At 70.5% G+C, this 17769-nt stretch carries 15 protein-coding genes and 1 pseudogene; 8 read left to right on the top strand and 8 right to left on the bottom strand.

What is annotated here, in order from left to right:
* Positions 1-24: 24 nt before the first annotated feature.
* From AB0C66_RS02915 to AB0C66_RS02925, 3 genes and pseudogenes are all read right to left on the bottom strand, one after another.
* Positions 25-444: pseudogene (locus AB0C66_RS02915) on the bottom strand (hypothetical protein); the annotation flags it as partial.
* Between the two features lie 123 nt (positions 445-567).
* Positions 568-876, bottom strand: a complete 309-nt coding sequence (locus AB0C66_RS02920; RefSeq protein WP_362432005.1) for a DUF4326 domain-containing protein — start codon at positions 874-876, stop codon at positions 568-570.
* A gap of 23 nt (positions 877-899) precedes the next feature.
* On the bottom strand, positions 900-1412 hold the full coding sequence (locus AB0C66_RS02925; RefSeq protein WP_362432007.1) for a PaaI family thioesterase: 513 nt from the start codon (positions 1410-1412) through the stop codon (positions 900-902).
* A gap of 142 nt (positions 1413-1554) precedes the next feature.
* Here AB0C66_RS02925 and AB0C66_RS02930 point away from each other — a divergent pair, with 142 nt between their 5' ends.
* On the top strand, positions 1555-2514 hold the full coding sequence (locus AB0C66_RS02930; RefSeq protein ID WP_362432009.1) for a helix-turn-helix domain-containing protein: 960 nt from the start codon (positions 1555-1557) through the stop codon (positions 2512-2514).
* A 12-nt stretch (positions 2515-2526) separates the two neighbouring features.
* On the opposite strand, the gene AB0C66_RS02935 is transcribed toward AB0C66_RS02930, so the two are convergent.
* Entirely contained in the window at positions 2527-3948 is a 1422-nt protein-coding gene (locus AB0C66_RS02935; RefSeq protein ID WP_362432011.1) for a M1 family metallopeptidase, read from the bottom strand.
* Positions 3949-4126: 178 nt separating this feature from the next.
* Here AB0C66_RS02935 and AB0C66_RS02940 point away from each other — a divergent pair, with 178 nt between their 5' ends.
* From AB0C66_RS02940 to AB0C66_RS02965, 6 genes are all read left to right on the top strand, one after another.
* The gene (locus AB0C66_RS02940; RefSeq protein ID WP_362432013.1) at positions 4127-4879 is read left to right on the top strand and encodes a GntR family transcriptional regulator; all 753 of its coding nucleotides are present in this window, start codon (positions 4127-4129) and stop codon (positions 4877-4879) included.
* A 507-nt stretch (positions 4880-5386) separates the two neighbouring features.
* Positions 5387-7084: an APC family permease gene (locus AB0C66_RS02945; protein ID WP_362432015.1), complete on the top strand. Its 1698-nt coding sequence runs from the start codon at positions 5387-5389 to the stop codon at positions 7082-7084.
* A gap of 162 nt (positions 7085-7246) precedes the next feature.
* Positions 7247-7432, top strand: coding sequence for an SPOR domain-containing protein (locus tag AB0C66_RS02950; protein WP_362432017.1), 186 nt, complete (start codon positions 7247-7249; stop codon positions 7430-7432).
* Between the two features lie 38 nt (positions 7433-7470).
* Positions 7471-7890, top strand: coding sequence for a (deoxy)nucleoside triphosphate pyrophosphohydrolase (locus AB0C66_RS02955; RefSeq protein WP_362432020.1), 420 nt, complete (start codon positions 7471-7473; stop codon positions 7888-7890).
* A gap of 97 nt (positions 7891-7987) precedes the next feature.
* A complete protein-coding gene (locus tag AB0C66_RS02960) occupies positions 7988-8422 on the top strand; it encodes an ATP-binding protein (protein ID WP_362432022.1) in 435 nt (144 codons plus the stop codon).
* Between the two features lie 286 nt (positions 8423-8708).
* Complete coding sequence (locus AB0C66_RS02965; protein ID WP_362432024.1) at positions 8709-11312, top strand: SpoIIE family protein phosphatase; 2604 nt, start codon at positions 8709-8711, stop codon at positions 11310-11312.
* A gap of 53 nt (positions 11313-11365) precedes the next feature.
* On the opposite strand, the gene AB0C66_RS02970 is transcribed toward AB0C66_RS02965, so the two are convergent.
* From AB0C66_RS02970 to AB0C66_RS02985, 4 genes are all read right to left on the bottom strand, one after another.
* On the bottom strand, positions 11366-12136 hold the full coding sequence (locus AB0C66_RS02970; protein ID WP_362432026.1) for a succinate dehydrogenase/fumarate reductase iron-sulfur subunit: 771 nt from the start codon (positions 12134-12136) through the stop codon (positions 11366-11368).
* Entirely contained in the window at positions 12133-14076 is a 1944-nt protein-coding gene (locus AB0C66_RS02975) for a fumarate reductase/succinate dehydrogenase flavoprotein subunit (RefSeq protein ID WP_362432029.1), read from the bottom strand. The genes AB0C66_RS02970 and AB0C66_RS02975 overlap by 4 nt, the downstream gene beginning before the upstream one ends.
* Before the next feature lie 16 nt (positions 14077-14092).
* Positions 14093-14938, bottom strand: a complete 846-nt coding sequence (locus tag AB0C66_RS02980; protein ID WP_362432032.1) for a hypothetical protein — start codon at positions 14936-14938, stop codon at positions 14093-14095.
* Positions 14939-15041: 103 nt separating this feature from the next.
* Positions 15042-15326 (bottom strand): hypothetical protein, encoded by a 285-nt coding sequence (locus tag AB0C66_RS02985; RefSeq protein ID WP_362432035.1) that lies wholly within the window; start codon positions 15324-15326, stop codon positions 15042-15044.
* Between the two features lie 311 nt (positions 15327-15637).
* Between AB0C66_RS02985 and AB0C66_RS02990 the strand changes: the two genes are divergently transcribed.
* The gene (locus AB0C66_RS02990; protein ID WP_362432037.1) at positions 15638-17689 is read left to right on the top strand and encodes an ABC transporter family substrate-binding protein; all 2052 of its coding nucleotides are present in this window, start codon (positions 15638-15640) and stop codon (positions 17687-17689) included.
* Positions 17690-17769 lie beyond the last annotated feature (80 nt).

Consider the following 17769-nt stretch of genomic DNA (forward strand, 5'->3'; position numbering starts at 1 on the left):
CGGCCTTTCGATGCTGAGTTGGGGATGTTCCGGATTCTCGAAGTCGAACCGGCGCCCGGCCTCCCACTGCGACCGCTGGTTGCCGTGTGCCGGGATGCCACCGGCGTCCTGGAGCAACCGGGCGAGATGCAGCAGGTTCCACGTCATGAACGTGGTGTCCCTGTTGGGTGAAGTCGTTGGCGGGACCGCCGGAGTCCGGGTCGAGAGAGGAGGGGCCCGGTCCGGCCTCGCCGGCCCGGCCCGCGTCCGCCTGCGGCGGGGTGGTGTATCGCCCAGCCGGATCGGTCCGGCGATGACGAGGGTGTCGGCGGCCATCACCCGCTGATGGAGTGCCGTCCAGGTGATCCGTGAGCCGAGGTCGACAAGGCCCTGCGTATGGCCGCGCTCCGGGCCCTTCTTCAGCGTGCAGTTGAGGAACCGCGCACGCAGGTCGTCATCGCTCATACTGCTCAGTGCGGCCGGCGCGCCGAACGTTACAAGTGACAGGCGTGACAAGTGACGGGCGTGACAAGTGACGGGCGGTCCGTTCACGCCCGGCGAGCCGACGGCAAGACCGGCCCTCAGGGATCAGTCCCTGTCGGCCAGTTCCGCGACGACTTCCGCGTGGCAGGGCTGAGGGGCGCACCAGCAGCCGAGGCGGCGGCCGCGGAGGGCCGGGAGGAGGGCCAGCAGGTCGGGGCGGCCGAGGAGATGGGCGCGGTACTTCTCGAGGACCTCTTCGCGGGTGCCGTCCGGACCCGGGCGGTACGGGCTGGCCAGTGGGGAGGCGTCGAGGTGCCAGCCGCCGCGGTGCATGGCCCGGCCGACGTAGACCACGTCCGCGTAGTCCGGGTCGTCGCGGTGGCCCTTGAGGTTGACGACGGTCGTCCTGGGCATGGGGCGGGCTCCTTCCGGCTCCGTCAGCGGCCCCGCGGTGCGTCCAGGACCGCGCAGGTGGTGGTGGCGTGGGCGTACAGCTTGCCGTCGGCGGCGCCGGTGACCCGTGCCTCGGCGGTCGCGGTCCGCCGTCCGGTGTGCAGGACCGTACCCTCACAGCGCAGCAGCGGGGTGTCGGCGAAGACCGGGCGCACCAGATGTACCCCCAGTTGGACGGTGGTGTAGAGGCGTCCGGCGGGGAGGGTCGTCAGCACGGCGCAGCCGAGTGCCGAGTCGAGCAGGGTGGCCAGATAGCCGCCGTGCACGGTGCCCATCGGGTTGAGCAGATGTTCCCCGGGCTCGCCCTCGAAGACCGCGCGCCCCTCGGCGGCGTCCACCAGCCGGAAACCGAGGGTGGAGCCGATCGGCGGTGCGGACCGCCGACCGTCCAGGATCCGCTGGAGCAGTTCCAGCCCCGAGCGGTGGACGTCCTCGGCGTCGGGGGCCGGAGCCGTCCAGGTGTGGGTGCGGGTGCGCGCGGTGAGGGAGTGCGTCATCGGTGGTGCGTCCGTTCTCGCTGGTCGATGGGGTGCCGGGAGGGTGCCGGGGTGGTGCCGACACGAGGGCGAGGACCCACGCTAAGTCCGGGACCGGTCGCCTCCCAGTGTCGGAAACGACGGCTCCGATACCATTTCCGTCATGGATATCGCGGTGCTGGCCTATGACGGCTGCTTCGACTCCGGACTCGCGGCCATCCTCGATGTGCTCCGGAGCGCCAACGCGATGCGCGAGGAGCTGCCGCAGCCGCCGCCCGCCTCGCGGCTGACGACCGTGGGCTTCCGGCGCCGGGTGCGCACCGGGGCAGGGCTGGAGGTGCCCACCGCCCCGGTGGCCGAGGCGGCGGACGCGGATCTGCTGCTGGTGCCGGCGCTGGCCGAGCGGCGGCCGGAGGCGTTGCTCGCCCATGTCTCGGGGCAGGAGTCGGCGCCGGTGCGGAACCTTCTCGCCCGGACCCGGGAGCGGGGCGCCTCGGTGGCCTCGGCGTGTACGGGGACGTTCCTGCTGGCGGAGTCGGGCGTGCTGGAGGGGCGGCGGGCGACCACCAGCTGGTGGCTGGCGCCGGTCTTCCGTAAGCGGTACCCGGGGGTCACGGTCGACGAGACCCGGATGGTGTCCGATTCGGATGGGGTGATCACCGCGGGGGCGGCCTTCGGCCATGTCGATCTCGCCCTCGCGGTGGTCCGGATGACCAGCCCCGCGCTGGCCGACCTCGTCGCCCGCTATCTGGTGGTGGACGAGCGGCCCTCGCAGTCGGCGTACACCATCCCCAGCGCCCTCGCCCAGAGCGATCCGGTGGTCGCCGGGTTCGAGCGCTGGGTCCGGCAGCGGCTGGCGGAGCCGGTGAGTGTCGCCGACGCCGCGCGCTCCCTCGGCGTCAGCGAACGCACCCTCCAGCGCACGGTCCGCCGTACCCTCGGCACCTCACCGGTGCGGTTCGTCCAGGACCTGCGGGTCGAGCGGGCGTCGCATCTGCTGCGCACCACCGGTCTGTCCCTGGACGCCATCGCCCGCAGGGTGGGCTATGAGCACGCCAACACCCTGCGGGTACTGCTGCGGGAGCGCACAGGCGCGACGGCCGGGGCGCTGCGCGCCCGCTGAACGCCCTGCCCGCTACGGCTTCGCGGGCTTGTCCTTACCGAACAGCCAGACGTCGTAGAGCTTGGTGAGGTCCTTGCCCGAGATCCGCTCGGACAGCGCGATGAACTGCTTGGTGTCGGCGTTGCCGTGCCGGTGCTCCTTGACCCAGGTGCGCAGGATGGTGAAGAAGGTCTTGTCGCCGACGGCCTGGCGCAGCTTGTGCAGCACCATCGCGCCGCGCCCGTAGACCGGCGGGTCGGAGACGGCCGCGGCGTTCGGCGGGTCGGCGGGCGCGAAGTCCCAGATGCCGCCGCTCTCGTCGTCGGTGCCGTCGTAGAAGTCGCGGAAGGTCTGCTCGGCGGTGCGGCCGTCGTGGTCCTCCTCCCACAGCCACTCGGCGTAGGTGGCGAACCCCTCGTTGAGCCACATGTCCTTCCAGGCGCGGGGGGTGACCGAGTTGCCGAACCACTGGTGGGCCAGTTCATGGACGAGGAGGATCTCGTCCGGCGCGTCGGCGAAGTACGGCTTGGTCTGGGTCTCCAGGGCGTAGCCGAGCCCGGGCAGATGGTCGACGATCGCGCCGGTGGAGGAGAAGGGGTAGCGGCCGAAGGTCCGGCTCTCCCAGTCGATGACACCGGTGACCTGGTCGGGGACCTTGGTGGAGTCCTCGGCCTGGTCGGGGTCGACCGCGACGTACTGGGGGAGTTCACCGTCGGTGGTCGTGGTGTGGATGTCGAAGTCGCCGATGGCGACGGTGGCCAGATAGGACGCCATCGGCTCCTGGGAACGCCAGTGGAACGTGGTGTGGCGGCCGTGGGTCTCGCGCTGTTTCAACTCCCCGCCGGAGACGGCGGTCAGCCCCTTGGGGACGGTCACGGTGATGTCGTAGCGGGCCTTGTCGGAGGGGTGGTGGTTGCCCGGGAACCAGGCCATGGAGCCGGTCGGTTCGCCCAGTCCGACGGCGCCGTCGTCCGTCTCGATCCAGCCCTCCTTGGACCCGTCCGGGTCCTTGATGGTCCGGGGCTTGCCGTCGTAGACCACCGTGGTGCTGAAGGTGCGGCCCTTGGGCAGGTCGGCGGCGGGGGTGAGGACCAGCTCGGTGCCCCGGCGCTCGGCCTTGGCCGTCCGCCCGTTCACCGTGGCCTTGCGGATGTGCAGCCCGGCGAAGTCGAGGTGGAAGGAGCTCAGGGCGCTGGTGGCCCGTGCGGTGATCCTGGCCGTGCCCTCGAGGCGGTTGGAGTCGGGTGTGTAGTCGAGGGACAGGCGGTAGTCGGTGACGTCATAGCCGCCGTTGCCCATCTTCGGGAAGAGCGGGTCCCCGGCACCCGCCGCGCCCGGTTTCGCCCCGTGGACGCGGTCGGGAGCGTCCTGGCCGGCCGAGGCCCCGGTGCAGGCCGCGCTCAGTACGAGCAGCAGGGCGGTGGTCAGGACGCGTGGATTGCGGTGAGGGGACACGAACGCTCCTTGGTCAGGTGAGCTGGTGATCGCCAATGAAACCGGCTGTACGGGGCATTGTCGAAGTAAACGTCGCTGAGCTGGGGTTCACCACTTCTGGTGAAGCTCTGGCCTTCAGTTGCAATCGGCAACCCTGGGTTGCCAAGCTGTTGCCGACTGTCAACCACTGGGAGTGCACGTGGCCTTTGGTGACCAGCCCGCATACCTCCGCGTCGCCGACGATCTCCGGAAGAAGATTGCCGCGGGCGAGCTGCCACCCCACGCCCGTCTCCCCTCCCAGGCCCGGATCCGCGAGGAGTACGGCGTCTCCGACACCGTCGCCCTCGAGGCCCGCAAGGTGCTGATGGCCGAGGGTCTGGTGGAGGGCCGCTCCGGCTCGGGCACCTATGTGCGCGCCCAGCCCGTGCCCCGGCTGCTCGCCCGCACCGGCTATCACGGCATGGTCGACTCCTCCCCGTTCCGCCAGGAGCAGGCCGACGACCGGATCATGGGCACCTGGGACGCGGTGAGCGAGCAGGAGGCGGCCGGGCGGGAGACCGCCGAGCGGCTGGGCATCGAGCCCGGCGACCGCGTGATGCGCACCCGCTACCTCTTCCGTTCGGGAGGGGAGGCGGTGATGCTCTCCACCTCCTGGGAGCCGCTCGCGATCACCGGCCGCAGCCCGGTGATGCTGCCCGAGGAGGGTCCGCTGGCCGGGCGCGGGGTGGTGGCGCGGATGGCCGCGCTCGACCTGATCGTGGACAACGTGACCGAGGAGGTCGGCGCGCGCCCCGGGCAGGCGGAGGAGGTGCTGGCGCTCGGCGGGGTGCCGGGCCATGCGGTGCTCGTCGTCTCCCGTACGTACCGCGCGGGCGGGCGGCCGGTGGAGACGGCGGATGTGGTGGTGCTCGCCGAGCGCTATCGGGTCGCGTACCACCTGCCGGTGAAGTGACCGCCCTGTCGGTGAAGTGACCGCGGACGACGTCGAGTTGGGGTCGGCGATCCTCCGATGGAGTCACCTCCGAGCCCAACTCGACTATTTCCAGGGCGGCTTGAGCTCGATTTGAGCTCATCTGAATTTGAGGTAGATTTGAGCCGCGCGGCTTTGAGTAAGCCGATGGCAAAGCCCGGCACATCGGACTCAACTCGCGTCACTCTGCCATCGCGGTCCATTTGAGATGGCCGGGTACGAATATTCATCAAGAGCCCTTGATTCCCCTGTGGGTTACGCGGGATTGCGGCAGTGGCACAGATTTTCCGGGGGCGATCCGTAGAGATTTCGCGAAGGTGCCGTTCAGCGGCCCTCGGCTCTGCTTCCCACGCTCTTTGCCAGCAGTTGACCTGCGGCGATGTGTTGCGCAGATCACATGAGCGGCTCCGAGCTCAAGATCAGCTCAAACCCGTGAAGTGGCCTCGCAATTCGCTTGTACGATGACGCCCGTTTGCATCAGGTACAGGTATGGGGGTCGAAAGGAGCGTCAGGGCGTTGAGCACTGAACAAGGAGCCCACACGCATTACAAAAGGTCGCTGGGTACGGTGGCCCTGACCGCAGTGGGCCTTGGATCCATTATTGGCTCCGGATGGCTGTTCGGCGCCGAGCGGGCCGCCGCGCTCGCTGGTCCCGCCGCTATTCTGGCCTGGGTGATAGGCGCCGCCGTGGCGCTGACCATCGCCCTGACCTATTCCGAGCTCGGCTCGATGTTCCCCAAGGCCGGCGGCATGGTCCGCTACGGTCAGTACTCGCACGGTTCGCTCGCCGGATATCTGGCGGCCTGGGCCAACTGGATCGCGATCGTCTCCGTGATCCCCGGTGAGGCCACCGCCTCGGTCCAGTACATGAGCTCCTGGGACTTCGGCTGGGCCAAGGCGCTGTACGACGGCAAGGAGCTCACCGGCAGCGGGGTCGCCCTCGCCTCGGTGCTGCTGATCTTCTACTTCTTCCTGAACTGGTTCGCGATCACGCTCTTCGCGAAGACCAACACCGCGATCACCGTCTTCAAACTGGTCGTCCCGGCCCTGACCGCGGGTGCCCTGCTGCTGTCGCACTTCGACACCGGCAATGTCACCGACAACGGCGGCTTCACCCCCAACGGCTGGAGCGCGGTGTTCACCGCGGTCGCCGTCTCCGGCATCGTCTGGGCCTACAACGGCTTCCAGTCCCCGCTGAACATGGCGGGCGAGGCGCGCAACCCCGGCAAGTCGCTCCCCAAGGCCGTCATCAGCTCCATCCTGATCGCCCTGGTGATCTACGTCGCCCTCCAGATCGCCTTCCTGACCGCCGTCCCGGCGGCCGACCTGGCGGACGGCGGCTGGTCGGGTCTGTCCTACAACTCCCCGCTCGCCGATCTCTCCCTCGCCTGGGGCCTGAACTGGCTGGCGCTGCTGCTCTACGCCGACGCCTTCGTCTCCCCGTCCGGCACCGGCATGATCTACGCGGCCACCACCTCCCGGATGATCCAGGGTGTCCAGGAGAACGGACATCTGCCGGGGATCTTCGGCAAGGTCGACGCCAAGACCGGTATCCCGCGTCCGGCGCTTCTGCTCAACCTGGTGATCGCCTTCGCCTTCCTCGCCGTCTTCCGCGGCTGGGGCTCGCTGGCCGAGATCGTCTCCGTGGCCACCGTGATCTCCTACATCACCGGCCCGGTGGCCGTGATGTCGCTGCGCCGCCTCTCCCCGGACCTGCCGCGGCCGGTCAAGCTGCGCGCGATGCCGGTGATCGCCCCGATCGCGATGGTCTTCGGCTCGCTGGTGCTCTACTGGGCCCGCTGGCCGCTCACCGGCAAGGTGATCTTCATCATGGCGATCGGCCTGCCGGTCTGGGCCTGGTACGAGCTGCGCAAGCCGTGGGCCGAGCTGCGCCCGCACCTGGCCGCCGGTGCCTGGATGGTGGCGTACCTGCTGGTCATGGCGGGGGTCTCATGGGCCGGCGGTACGGAGTTCGGCGGCCGCGGCTATCTGCCCGAGGGCTGGGACATCCTGGTCGTCGCCGCGATCGGACTCGCCTTCTACTACTGGGGTGTGCGCAGCGCCTGGCGCAACCCGACGCTGCTGGAGGCGGAGCGGGAACTGGCCGCCGCCGCTGCCGAGGAGTCGGGCGAGGCCAGCGACGACCGCGGGGACGACGACCGCGACAAGACGCCGGTGCGCGTCTGACCCCACCCGGTCCGCATGGCCGGATGCGTGCCTCCACGTGAGAACACGTATCCGCTGAGTGAAGGTTGGGCGTAGGCTCGGGCATATGCGGACCGGGAATTCCTTGAGGGTCCCGCGGTGGCGTCAGCCGTCGCGGGACCCGGTGACGGAGGGGGCGGGGAGATGAGTGAGGGCAACGTCGTACTGCCATGGCTCGTGATCCGCCAGGACGGCAACGGCAACCGCTACCGCGTCGGCCGTTACGCCACGCGGACGGAGGCCCAGGAGGTGGCCGACCGGCTCGACGCCCAGGGCCCGGAGCACCTCTATGTCGTGGAGCGCACCGCCGCCTCCCAGCAGGCTCAGTAGGGCCGACCACCCCGCTCCCCACCCCCTAGGGTTCCCGCATGAGTGTGCGCGTGGTGGTGGGTGGAGCGGTTTTCGACCGGGGACGGCTGCTGGCCGCCCGGCGCAGCGCCCCGCCGGAGCTCGCGGGCCGCTGGGAGCTCCCGGGCGGCAAGGTCGAGCCGGGGGAGACGCCGCCGCAGGCCCTCGTCCGCGAGCTGCGGGAGGAGCTGGGCGTCGAGGTCCGGCCGCTGGAGCCGCTGGCCGGTGAATGGCCACTCAAGCCGGGTTACGTACTGCGGGTGTGGACCGCGCGACTGGTCTCCGGCACACCCCGGCCGCTCCAGGACCATGACGAGCTCCGCTGGCTCACCGCCGACCGGGTGGACGAGGTCGACTGGCTGGACCAGGACCGTCCCGCGCTGGCGCAGGCCGTCCGCCTGCTGCGCGCCGCCGAACGCACTCCTCCGCGCGCCCGCTGAGCCTCGCCCGGACGATAGGGCGCCCCGGATATCGGGTATGTGCTGATTAACCTCCCTGAATCCATACATTCCGGCGGGGCCGTACCGGGGCTGGGAAGTGATCGGCGTGAGTGACAGCACAGCGCGGGCCGGGCCGACGCCCGGCTTCGCCGAGTGGGTCTTCCCCGCCGAGCCGGGTTCGGTCCGCGCCGCACGCTGTCGGGTTCAGGCCGTGCTGGAGGAGTGGGGGCTGTCCGTCATGACCGATGTCACGGTGCTGCTGGTGAGTGAACTGGTCACCAATTCGCTGCGGTACGCCCGCGGTCCGATCGGGCTGCGCATGTACGCCCGCCGCGAAAATTCGCCGTCCGAATCCGTACTGATGGTCGAAGTGTCGGATCCGCTGGCCGATCCGCCGCACGCGCGGACCGCGTCGGCCGAGGACGAGGGCGGCCGTGGCCTGGAGTTGATCGGCCGGACGGCGCTGCGCTGGGGGACCCGGCGCAGGCACGCCGGAAAAACCGTGTGGTTCGAGTTGGCTCTGCCCGGTTAGGAGTGAGGGGGAGCGCTGATCTTGAGCGCTTAACCAAAAGCCGGGACGGAAACTGATTGCGGGCTGAGATAGTGCTGTGATCGTGAAGACCGTACTCCGGATGGCCGAGGTGCTGGATACTCGGCTATCTGTAGCCGGTCGGAGCACCTGAGCCGGAGGGGACGGGCGCATGAGCGAGAAGCCAGCGGGGGCTGAGATGCCCGAGGAGTCGGTTGGTTCGCAGGTGTCGCCGGTGTCGGAAGTGTCGCCGGAGACGCAGGTGTCCCAGACGTCTCAGGTGTCTCAGATGGCACCGGTATCGCCCATGTCGTCGATGTCGGCCATGTGGCAGAGCAGTCCTCCCGGATCCATCTATGACTACATCCGTGTCGCCTCCTTCGCGCTGGGTTCCGACGGACGGATCTCCCAGTGGAGCGAACGGGCCGAGGAGCTGACGGGGCTGACGGCCCAACAGGCCATCGGCAGCGACCCGGTCGACGCTTTCGTTCCCGACGAACTGCGCGACACCGGTCACCGCAAGGTCGCCGACATCCTGGACGGCCGGGAGTGGACCGGGCTGGTCCCCTACCGCAGCCCCGAGGCGCCGCACGGCCATGGTGTGGCCGAGATCTATGTGATGCCGTCTCAGGACGCGGCCGGTGAGCGTTCGGCGCTCTGTATCGCCGTCGATGTGAGCGCGCTCCGTGGTCTGGAAACCGACCTTGCCTCATCACAGGCCGTTTTCGGTCAATCTCCGCTCGGTTTCTTTCTCTTCGGTACCGACCTCCGCATGCTCCGGGTCAATGAGCGCTTCGCCAAGGTCTTCGGCCGCCCGACCGAGTCCTACCGCGGCGCCACCGCCCACGATCTGCTGCCGCGCGGCGAGGCCGAGCGGCTCGGCGCCGCCCTGCGCCAGGTCCTGGACACCGGTAAGTCGCTGACCGATATGCCGATCGTGGGCACCGTGCCCGGCAGCCCGGACCGGCACCGCTGGTCGGTGTCGCTCTACCGGCTGCACAGCAGCTCCGGCCGCCCCATCGGCGTCGCCGGGCTCGCCACCGACGTCACCCGCCGCCGCCGCGCCGAACAGGAGGCCGCGGGCGTGCGGCGCAACCTGGCGCTGCTCAACGAGGCGGGTGCCCGAATAGGCACCTCGCTGGATCTGGAGACCACCGCCCGCGAACTGCTGGACGTGGCCGTCCCCCAGTTCTGCGATCTGGCCTCGGTCGACCTCTACCAGGGGCTGCTGTCCGGCGACGAGACCCCGCCGGGCCTGGCCGACGGCAGTGCCGAACTGCGCCGGGTCGCCTTCGCCTCCGCGGTCTCCGACGGCCCGGTCGCCTTCGGCGACATCTGCCGCGTCGACACCGACGGCGGACTGCCCAAGCCCGTCCAGGTCGGCGAGGTCCACCGCTACCCCTTCCACTCCCTGTGCGCCGGGGCGCTGCGCACCGCCCAGGTCAAGGTCGTCCCCGGCCGGGACAGCGGGGAGGGCCCGGAGCTGGGCGCGATGCTCCAGTCCACGCTGGTGGTGCCGATGGTGGCGCGGGACACCGTGGTGGGTCTGGCCCAGTTCTCCCGTACCAAGGGCAGTGAGCCCTTCGGTGAGCGGGACCGCGCGCTCGCCGTCGAGCTGGCCGCCCGCGCGGCCGTCAGCATCGACAACGCCCGGCTGTACCGCAGGGAGCATGAACGGGCCCTGATACTCCAGCGCAGCCTGCTGCCGCCCGGCGACCCCGAGGCCGCCGGACTCGATATCGCCTGCCGCTATCTGCCGGGGAACGCGGCGACCGAGGTGGGCGGCGACTGGTTCGACGTCATCGAGCTGCCCGGACACCGCACCGCGCTGGTGGTCGGCGATGTGATGGGCCGGGGTCTGCGGGCCGCGGTCGCCATGGGTGAACTGCGCACCGCCGTACGCACGCTGGCCCTGCTGGACCTGGAGCCCGCCGAAGTGCTCTCCGCGCTCGACGAGATCGCTCGCGGGCTGGGCGCGCCGAGCGGTTCGCACACCCCCACCCGCTCCGGCTCCCGCGCCCGTTCCGGCGCCCAGGACTCCTCCGATCTGTCCGAGGTCTACCTCGCCACCTGTGTCTACGCGGTCTACGACCCCGTCACCCGCCGCTGCACCTTCGCCAACGCCGGTCATCTGCCCCCCGTCCTCGTCGAGCCCGACGAGGACGCGCTGCTGATGGAGGTGCCGCCGGGGATGCCGCTGGGGGTCGGCGGCGAGCCGTTCGAGGAGATCGAGGTCGAGCTGCCCGACGGCGCCCTGCTGGCCCTGTACACCGACGGCCTCGTGGAGTCCCGTGACCACGCGCTGGACGAGGGGCTCCAGGACCTCCGGGCGGCCCTGTCCTCGCACGACGGCACCCGTGTCCCGGACAGCTCGCTGGAGGACATCTGCGACCACGTGCTGAGCGGTCTGGACACCCACCACGGCGAGGACGACATCGCGCTGCTGATGGCCCGGGTGCAGGGGCTGCCGCAGGAGTCGGTGGGCGACTGGAAGCTCCCGAGCGACCCCCAGTCGGTGGGCCGTGCCCGGGAACTGGCCCGGGAACAGCTGGAGTCCTGGAACATGGACGATCTGGTGGACACCACCGAGCTGCTGGTCAGCGAGCTGGTGACCAACGCGCTGCGGTACGGCGAGGGCGAGATCCGGCTCCGGCTGCTGCTGGACCGCACCCTGGTCTGCGAGGTCTGGGACGGCGGACTGGTACAGCCCCGGCGGCGGCGCGCGCGGGACACCGACGAGGGCGGGCGCGGGCTCCAGCTGGTGGGGCTGCTCAGCGCGGGCTGGGGCAGCCGCCGTACGCCGCACGGCAAGACGGTCTGGTTCGAACTGGCCCTCCCCGACGGCCGGTCCAGCGGTCCGGACTCGGTCGAGGCGCTGCTCAGCCTCTGGTGACGGCGAGGGCCCGCGCGGCGATGGCGCGGGCCCGCACCGTCAGCGGGGCCGGGTCACCCCTCCCGGCGGCGGATCTTGTTGCCGAGCCAGACCAGCGGGTCGTACTTGCGGTCCACCGCCCGCTCCTTGAGCGGGATCAGCGCATTGTCGGTGATCTTGATCTGCTCCGGGCAGACCTCCGTACAGCACTTGGTGATGTTGCAGTAGCCCAGACCGTGGTCCTCCTGAGCACCGCGCTTACGGTCGATCCCGGCGTCGGCCGCCGCGTCCAGCGGATGCATATCCAGCTCCGCCACCCGCATCAGGAAGCGCGGTCCGGCGAACGCCTCCTTGTTCTCCTCGAAGTCCCGCACCACATGACAGGTGTCCTGGCACAGGAAGCACTCGATGCACTTGCGGAACTCCTGCGAGCGGTTCACATCCTCCTGCCCCATCCGGTACTCACCCGGTTTGAGGTCCGCGGGCGGGACGAAGGACGGCACCTCCCGGGCCTTGGCGTAGTTGAAGGACACATCCGTCACCAGGTCCCGGACCACCGGGAACGCCCGCAGCGGGGTGATGGTGATGGTCTCGTCACGGCTGAACACCGACATCCGGGTCATACACAGCAGCCGGGGGCGGCCGTTGATCTCGGCGCTGCACGAACCGCATTTACCCGCCTTGCAGTTCCAGCGGACCGCCAGGTCCGGGGCCTGGGTCGCCTGGAGCCGGTGCACGATGTCCAGCACGACCTCGCCGTCATTGACCTCCACCTGGAAGTCCTTCAGACCGCCGCCGTCCACATCGCCCCGCCACACCCGGAAGCGGGCCTCGTACGCACTCACTGGGTCAGCTCCTCGTCCGTCAGGTACTTCACCAGCTCGTCCTTCTCGAACAGGTCGAGCAGATCGGGGCGGATGGGCGGCATCTCGCGCCGCTCCAGCCGGATCTGACCGTGGCCCGCGTCGGGCGCGGCCAGACCGCCGGAGGGGTCGGAGAGCCGGCAGACCAGATTGACCCGCCGCCATTCGCGGTCCATCTGCGGATAGTCGTCCCGGGTGTGGCCGCCGCGGCTCTCGGTCCGCTCCAGCGCCGCCCGGGCCACACATTCGCTGACCAGCAGCATGTTGCGCAGATCGATGGCCAGGTGCCAGCCGGGGTTGAACTGCCGGTGGCCCTCGACCCCCGCGCGCCGCGCCCGCACCCGCAGACCGGCCAGCCGGTGCAGCGCCTCCTCCATCTCCCCGGCCTTCCGGATGATCCCCACCAGGTCGTTCATCGCCCGCTGGAGCTCCTGGTGGAGGGTGTACGGATTCTCGGCCGGGCCGGAGCCCTGGGCATCGCCGCTCTCGGCGCTGAACGGGCGCAGCGCCTCGGCGGCCGCGAGGTCCAGCTGTGTGTCGTCCGGGGCCGCCCGGCCGCCCGACCGGGCGCTGTCCTGGGCGTACTTGGCGGCGTAGAGCCCGGCCCGCCGTCCGAAGACCAGCAGATCGGAGAGGGAGTTGCCGCCCAGCCGGTTGGAGCCGTGCATCCCGCCCGCGACCTCGCCCGCGGCGAACAGCCCGGGTACCCCGGTGGCGGCCGCGGTGTCCGGGTCGACGTCCACCCCGCCCATCACGTAATGGCAGGTGGGGCCGACCTCCATGGGCTCGGCGGTGATGTCGACGTCCGCCAGCTCCTTGAACTGGTGGTGCATGGAGGGCAGCCGCCGCTTGATGACCTCGGCCGGCATCCGGGTGGAGACGTCCAGGAAGACCCCGCCGTGCGGGGAGCCGCGGCCCGCCTTCACCTCGGCGTTGATGGCGCGGGCGACCTCGTCGCGGGGGAGCAGCTCGGGCGGGCGGCGGTTGTGGTCCGGGTCCTCGTACCAGCGGTCGCCCTCGTCCTCGGACTGGGCGTACTTCTCCTTGAAGACGTCCGGGATGTAGTCGAACATGAACCGCTTGCCCTCGCTGTTGCGCAGCACCCCGCCGTCCCCGCGCACCGACTCGGTGACGAGGATGCCCTTGACCGAGGGCGGCCAGACCATTCCGGTGGGGTGGAACTGCACGAACTCCATGTTGATCAGCGGGGCTCCGGCGAGCAGCGCCAGCGCGTGGCCGTCCCCGGTGTACTCCCAGGAGTTGGAGGTCACCTTGAAGGACTTGCCGATGCCGCCGGTGGCCAGCACCACCGCCGGGGCGTCGATCGCGAAGAAACGGCCGGATTCACGCTCGTAGCCGAAGACCCCGCGGACGCGGTCGCCGTCCTTGAGGATCCGGGTGACCGTGCACTCCTGGAAGACCTTCAGCCGTGACTCGTAGTCCCCGGTCTCGGCCTTGTCCTCCTGCTGGAGGGAGACGATCTTCTGCTGGAGGGTGCGGATCAGCTCCAGGCCGGTGCGGTCCCCGACATGGGCCAGCCGGGGGTACTCATGACCGCCGAAGTTCCGCTGGGAGATCCGGCCGTCGGCGGTGCGGTCGAAGAGCGCGCCCCAGGTCTCCAGCTCCCAGACCCGGTCCGGGGCCTCCTGGGCGTGCAGCTCGGCCATCCGCCAGTGGTTGAGGAACTTGCCGCCGCGCAGGGTGTCCCGGAAGTGCACCTGCCAGTTGTCGCCCTCGTTCACATTGCCCATGCTGGCGGCGATACCGCCCTCGGCCATCACCGTATGGGCCTTGCCGAAGAGCGACTTGCAGATGACGGCGCAGCGCATGCCCTGTTCCCGGGCCTCGATCGCGGCCCGCAGCCCGGCGCCCCCGGCGCCGACCACGACCACGTCCCATGCCTGCCGCTCGACTTGCGTCATCGGTTGAGCACCTCTCCTAGAAAAAGCGCGGATCGTCGAAGGCGCCGCTCGCGAGCAGATAGACATAGAAGTCCGCGACGGCGACGCTGATCAGGGACGCCCAGGCCAGCTGTGCGTGGCGGGCGTTGAGCGTGCTGACCCAGCCCCACAGCCGGTAGCGCACCGGATGCCGGGAGAAGTGCTTGAGCCGGCCGCCGACGATATGCCGGCAGGAGTGGCAGGAGAGGGTGTACGCCCAGATCAGCGCGATGTTGACGAGCAGGATCAGCGTCCCGAGGCCCATATGGCCCCAGCGGCCGTGCTCATCACGGAAGCCGAGCACCGTGTCATAGGTGAGGATCCCGGCAACGATCAGCGCGAAGTAGAAGAAGTAGCGGTGGATGTTCTGGAGGATCAGCGGGAGGCGGGTCTCTCCGGTGTAGCGGGCGCGCGGCTCGGCGACGGCGCAGGCGGGTGGCGAGGCCCAGAAGCCCCGGTAGTACGCCTTGCGGTAGTAGTAGCAGGTCAGCCGGAAGCCGAGCGGGAAGATCAGGATCAGCAGGGCGGGGGAGAGCCCCCACCAGGCGCCGAAGATCTCCCAGTTGGCGCCGCCCTTCATGGGCACGCAGTTCTGCGCGATGCAGGGCGAGTAGAACGGTGAGACATACGGTTCGGCGTAGTAGTCGTCCCCGGCGAAGGCGCGCCAGGTGGAATAGACGACAAACGCGAACAGCCCGGCGGCGGTCGCCGCGGGCGCCAGCCACCAGCGATCGGTGCGCAGGTGACGGGTGGGGATGGCGGCCCGCGACGGGCCGTGCACCCCGCCCGGGGGCGCCTCCCGGTCGGTGGGCGTGGCGGCTTGGGGGTCGGTGCCTGTGGCCAAGTGGAACTCCGCTGTGGAGTGGTGTGGGGGACGGTGGGGTGGTGCACCCGTGCCGGTGCACCGGCGGCCCTTTCACAGGGGCGGCCGGTGCACCATGCCGTCCTTAGGGCGCGTGGCGATCGCGCGCGCCGAGGCCCTCGTCGTCGACGTCCGACCACAGCGCACTGTTGTACGGAGCGTCGGGGACCGGAACCATTTCGGGGCGTGGTCGCTCCTGGGGAGCCGTGGCGCGCAGCAGGGCGAGGCTCTCGCGGAGGTGGTCCGCGTCGGTGCGGACCCGTCGTATCTCCAGCCCGCCGGGACCCACCTGCTGTTCCAGTCGGCTCACCGAGCGGACCAGGTCATCGAGGCAGCGCTGGACGTTCGTCAGGTCGTCGTTCAAGGACATGACTAGAGCCCTCACTTCCGCGGTTGCGGTTGGCGACGGTCATGCGACAGCGAGTGTTACGCGCCACAGTCTCGGTTGGGAAGGGATCTGTCGCGATTCGCCGCGCCGCCGGTGCGATTCCGCCTCTGTGCGCCGGAGCGTGCGCCCTCCGTATTGATCCGGTCGGGTGATCCTTTCCCCTCATGGCCGTCTCCGCGGCCGTTCCGGCGTGCTCTCCGGTGAACCGTCGCTTTGAGTGAGCAGTATATGCGATAAGCGTCACAATCCACCCAGGACGCACATATCTGGCACACCCCGGAGGTTCCGTCGCCATGTCCATCGCCAAGCGCCGCTGTGCCTTGCTGCTCGCCGCGGGTGTGATGCTGCCGCTGCCCGTCGTGCTGACCGGGTGCAGCTCCGATGAGGAGGGCGCCCCGCCGCCCGCCTCCCGGGACATCGCCACGGCCTCCCGCGCCCGGATGGCCGGGACCGGAACCCTGCGCTGGGCGCTGGATACGACGCCCAAGACCTTCAACGCCTTCCAGTCGGCCGCCGACACCGGCACCGAGCGGGTCGCCGGCGCGGTGCTGCCCTCGCTCTACACGCTGGACGCCCGGGGCAAGCCGCAGCGCGACCCCGACTTCCTGGAGTCGGCCGACGTCACCTCGACCGAGCCCAAGCAGGTCGTGGTCTACAAGCTCAACTCCAAGGCGGTCTGGAGCGACGGCCGCCCGCTGAGCGCGGAGGACTTCGCCGCCCAGTGGAAGGCGCTGCGCGGTACGGAGAACGCGTACTGGACGGCGCGGAACGCCGGGTACGACCGCATCGCCAAGATCGAACCCGGTGACGACGACCACGAGGTCAAGGTCACCTTCGCCAAGCCCTACACCGACTGGCGCTCGTTGTTCACCCCGCTCTACCCGAAGAGCGTGATGGACAACCCGGCGGTCTTCAACGCCGCGGCGAACAAGGGGCTCGCGGTCGGGGCCGGTCCCTTCATGGTGCGCGGTGTCACGGACGACTCCGTCACCCTGGTCCGCAACCCCCGCTGGTGGGGCGAGCGGGCGCGGCTGAGCCGGATGGTCTTCCGGACGGTGCCCGCCGCCCAGCGGGCCGACGCGCTGATCTCCGGCCGGGTCGATCTGGCCGAAGTCGACCGGACCACCGCCCGCCGGATCCAGGCCACCGCCCCCTCCCGCAAGAAGCAGGCGGCCGGGGCCAAGGCCCACTCCGCCGGGGCCAACGCACCGGACCTGGCCCGGGACGGCCGGCGGGCCGCGGACGCGCTGCACGACTGGGCAGCCGCGAACGCCTCGGACAAGAAGCGGGCCGAGACCGTGGCCCTGAGCCGGTTCACCCTGCGCAAGGCGCTGGAGCCCGCCTACACCCAGCTCGCCCTGAACGGCACCAAGGGCCCGCTCGCGGACGAGCGGGTGCGCCGCGCGGTGGCCCGCGCGATCGACCGCAAGGCGCTGGCGAAGCAGGTCCTCAAGCCCCTCGGACTGCCCACCGAACCGCTCGGCAACCACCTGCTGATGGCGGCGCAGAAGGGATACAAGGACCACAGCGGCGCCCTCGGCACCTCCGACACCCAGGCCGCGCAGTCGCTGCTGGCGGACGCGGGCTGGCACGCGGCCGGCCGTCAGAAGATCGACGGCAAGACGGACGACCTCGGTATCCGGCGCGCGGTGCCCAGTGACGCGGGCTCGGGCACCCCGTCCGCCACCTCCTCCGGTGACGGCAGCGCGAGCCCCAGCGCCAGCGGGACCGCCTCACCGTCGGCAAGCGCGAGCGGCGCGGCCCCCGCGGCGGGCGACGCGGGCCGCTCCGGCAACCTCCCCGACTCCGCGGTGGTCCGTAAGAAGGGCCGTCCGCTGGTGCTGCGCTTCGTCCTCCCGGACGACAGCGGAAGCGCCCCGCTGCGCGCCGTCGGCGAGCGCATCGCCCGGATGCTGGAGACGATCGGCGTCCGTACCGAGATCACCAAGGTCGAGGGCGAGGGCTACTTCAAGAACTACATCGCCTCCGGCAAGTACGACCTGGCCCTCTACTCCTGGCCCGCCACCGCCTACCCGGCCACCGACGGCCGTCCGATCTACGCCAAGCCGCAGCCGGCCGCGGACGGCTCGCTGGTGGTCGAGCAGAACTACACCCGGGTCGGCACCGACCAGATCGACCAGCTGTTCGACGAGGCGGTCTCCGAGCTGGACGGCGGCGCCTCGCGCTCCCTGGTCGGCCGGGCGGACGCCCGGATCTGGGCGGCGGCCGGTTCGGTCCCGCTCTACCAGCGGCCGGAGCTGGTGGCGATGCGCAAGGGCGTGGTGAACGCCGGAGCCTTCGGCTTCGCCACCCCGCGCTACCAGGACATCGGCTTCCGCAAGTGAGCCACCGGCCCACATGAACCACCGGCCCGCCCGGCCCGGCACCCGTGCCGGGCCCGGCGGGCCCACCTGGTGACGAGTGG

The sequence above is a fragment of the Streptomyces sp. NPDC048636 genome (assembly GCF_040650655.1).
Classification (GTDB): domain Bacteria; phylum Actinomycetota; class Actinomycetes; order Streptomycetales; family Streptomycetaceae; genus Streptomyces.

Coding starts and splice junctions, on each gene's coding strand:
- AB0C66_RS02920 (WP_362432005.1), bottom strand. CDS start 876: ATGCCCAGGACGACCGTCGTCAACCTCAAGGGCCACCGCGACGACCCG.
- AB0C66_RS02925 (WP_362432007.1), bottom strand. CDS start 1,412: ATGACGCACTCCCTCACCGCGCGCACCCGCACCCACACCTGGACGGCT.
- AB0C66_RS02930 (WP_362432009.1), top strand. CDS start 1,555: ATGGATATCGCGGTGCTGGCCTATGACGGCTGCTTCGACTCCGGACTC.
- AB0C66_RS02945 (WP_362432015.1), top strand. CDS start 5,387: ATGGGGGTCGAAAGGAGCGTCAGGGCGTTGAGCACTGAACAAGGAGCC.
- AB0C66_RS02950 (WP_362432017.1), top strand. CDS start 7,247: ATGAGTGAGGGCAACGTCGTACTGCCATGGCTCGTGATCCGCCAGGAC.
- AB0C66_RS02955 (WP_362432020.1), top strand. CDS start 7,471: ATGAGTGTGCGCGTGGTGGTGGGTGGAGCGGTTTTCGACCGGGGACGG.
- AB0C66_RS02965 (WP_362432024.1), top strand. CDS start 8,709: ATGGCACCGGTATCGCCCATGTCGTCGATGTCGGCCATGTGGCAGAGC.
- AB0C66_RS02975 (WP_362432029.1), bottom strand. CDS start 14,076: ATGACGCAAGTCGAGCGGCAGGCATGGGACGTGGTCGTGGTCGGCGCC.
- AB0C66_RS02985 (WP_362432035.1), bottom strand. CDS start 15,326: ATGTCCTTGAACGACGACCTGACGAACGTCCAGCGCTGCCTCGATGAC.
- AB0C66_RS02990 (WP_362432037.1), top strand. CDS start 15,638: ATGTCCATCGCCAAGCGCCGCTGTGCCTTGCTGCTCGCCGCGGGTGTG.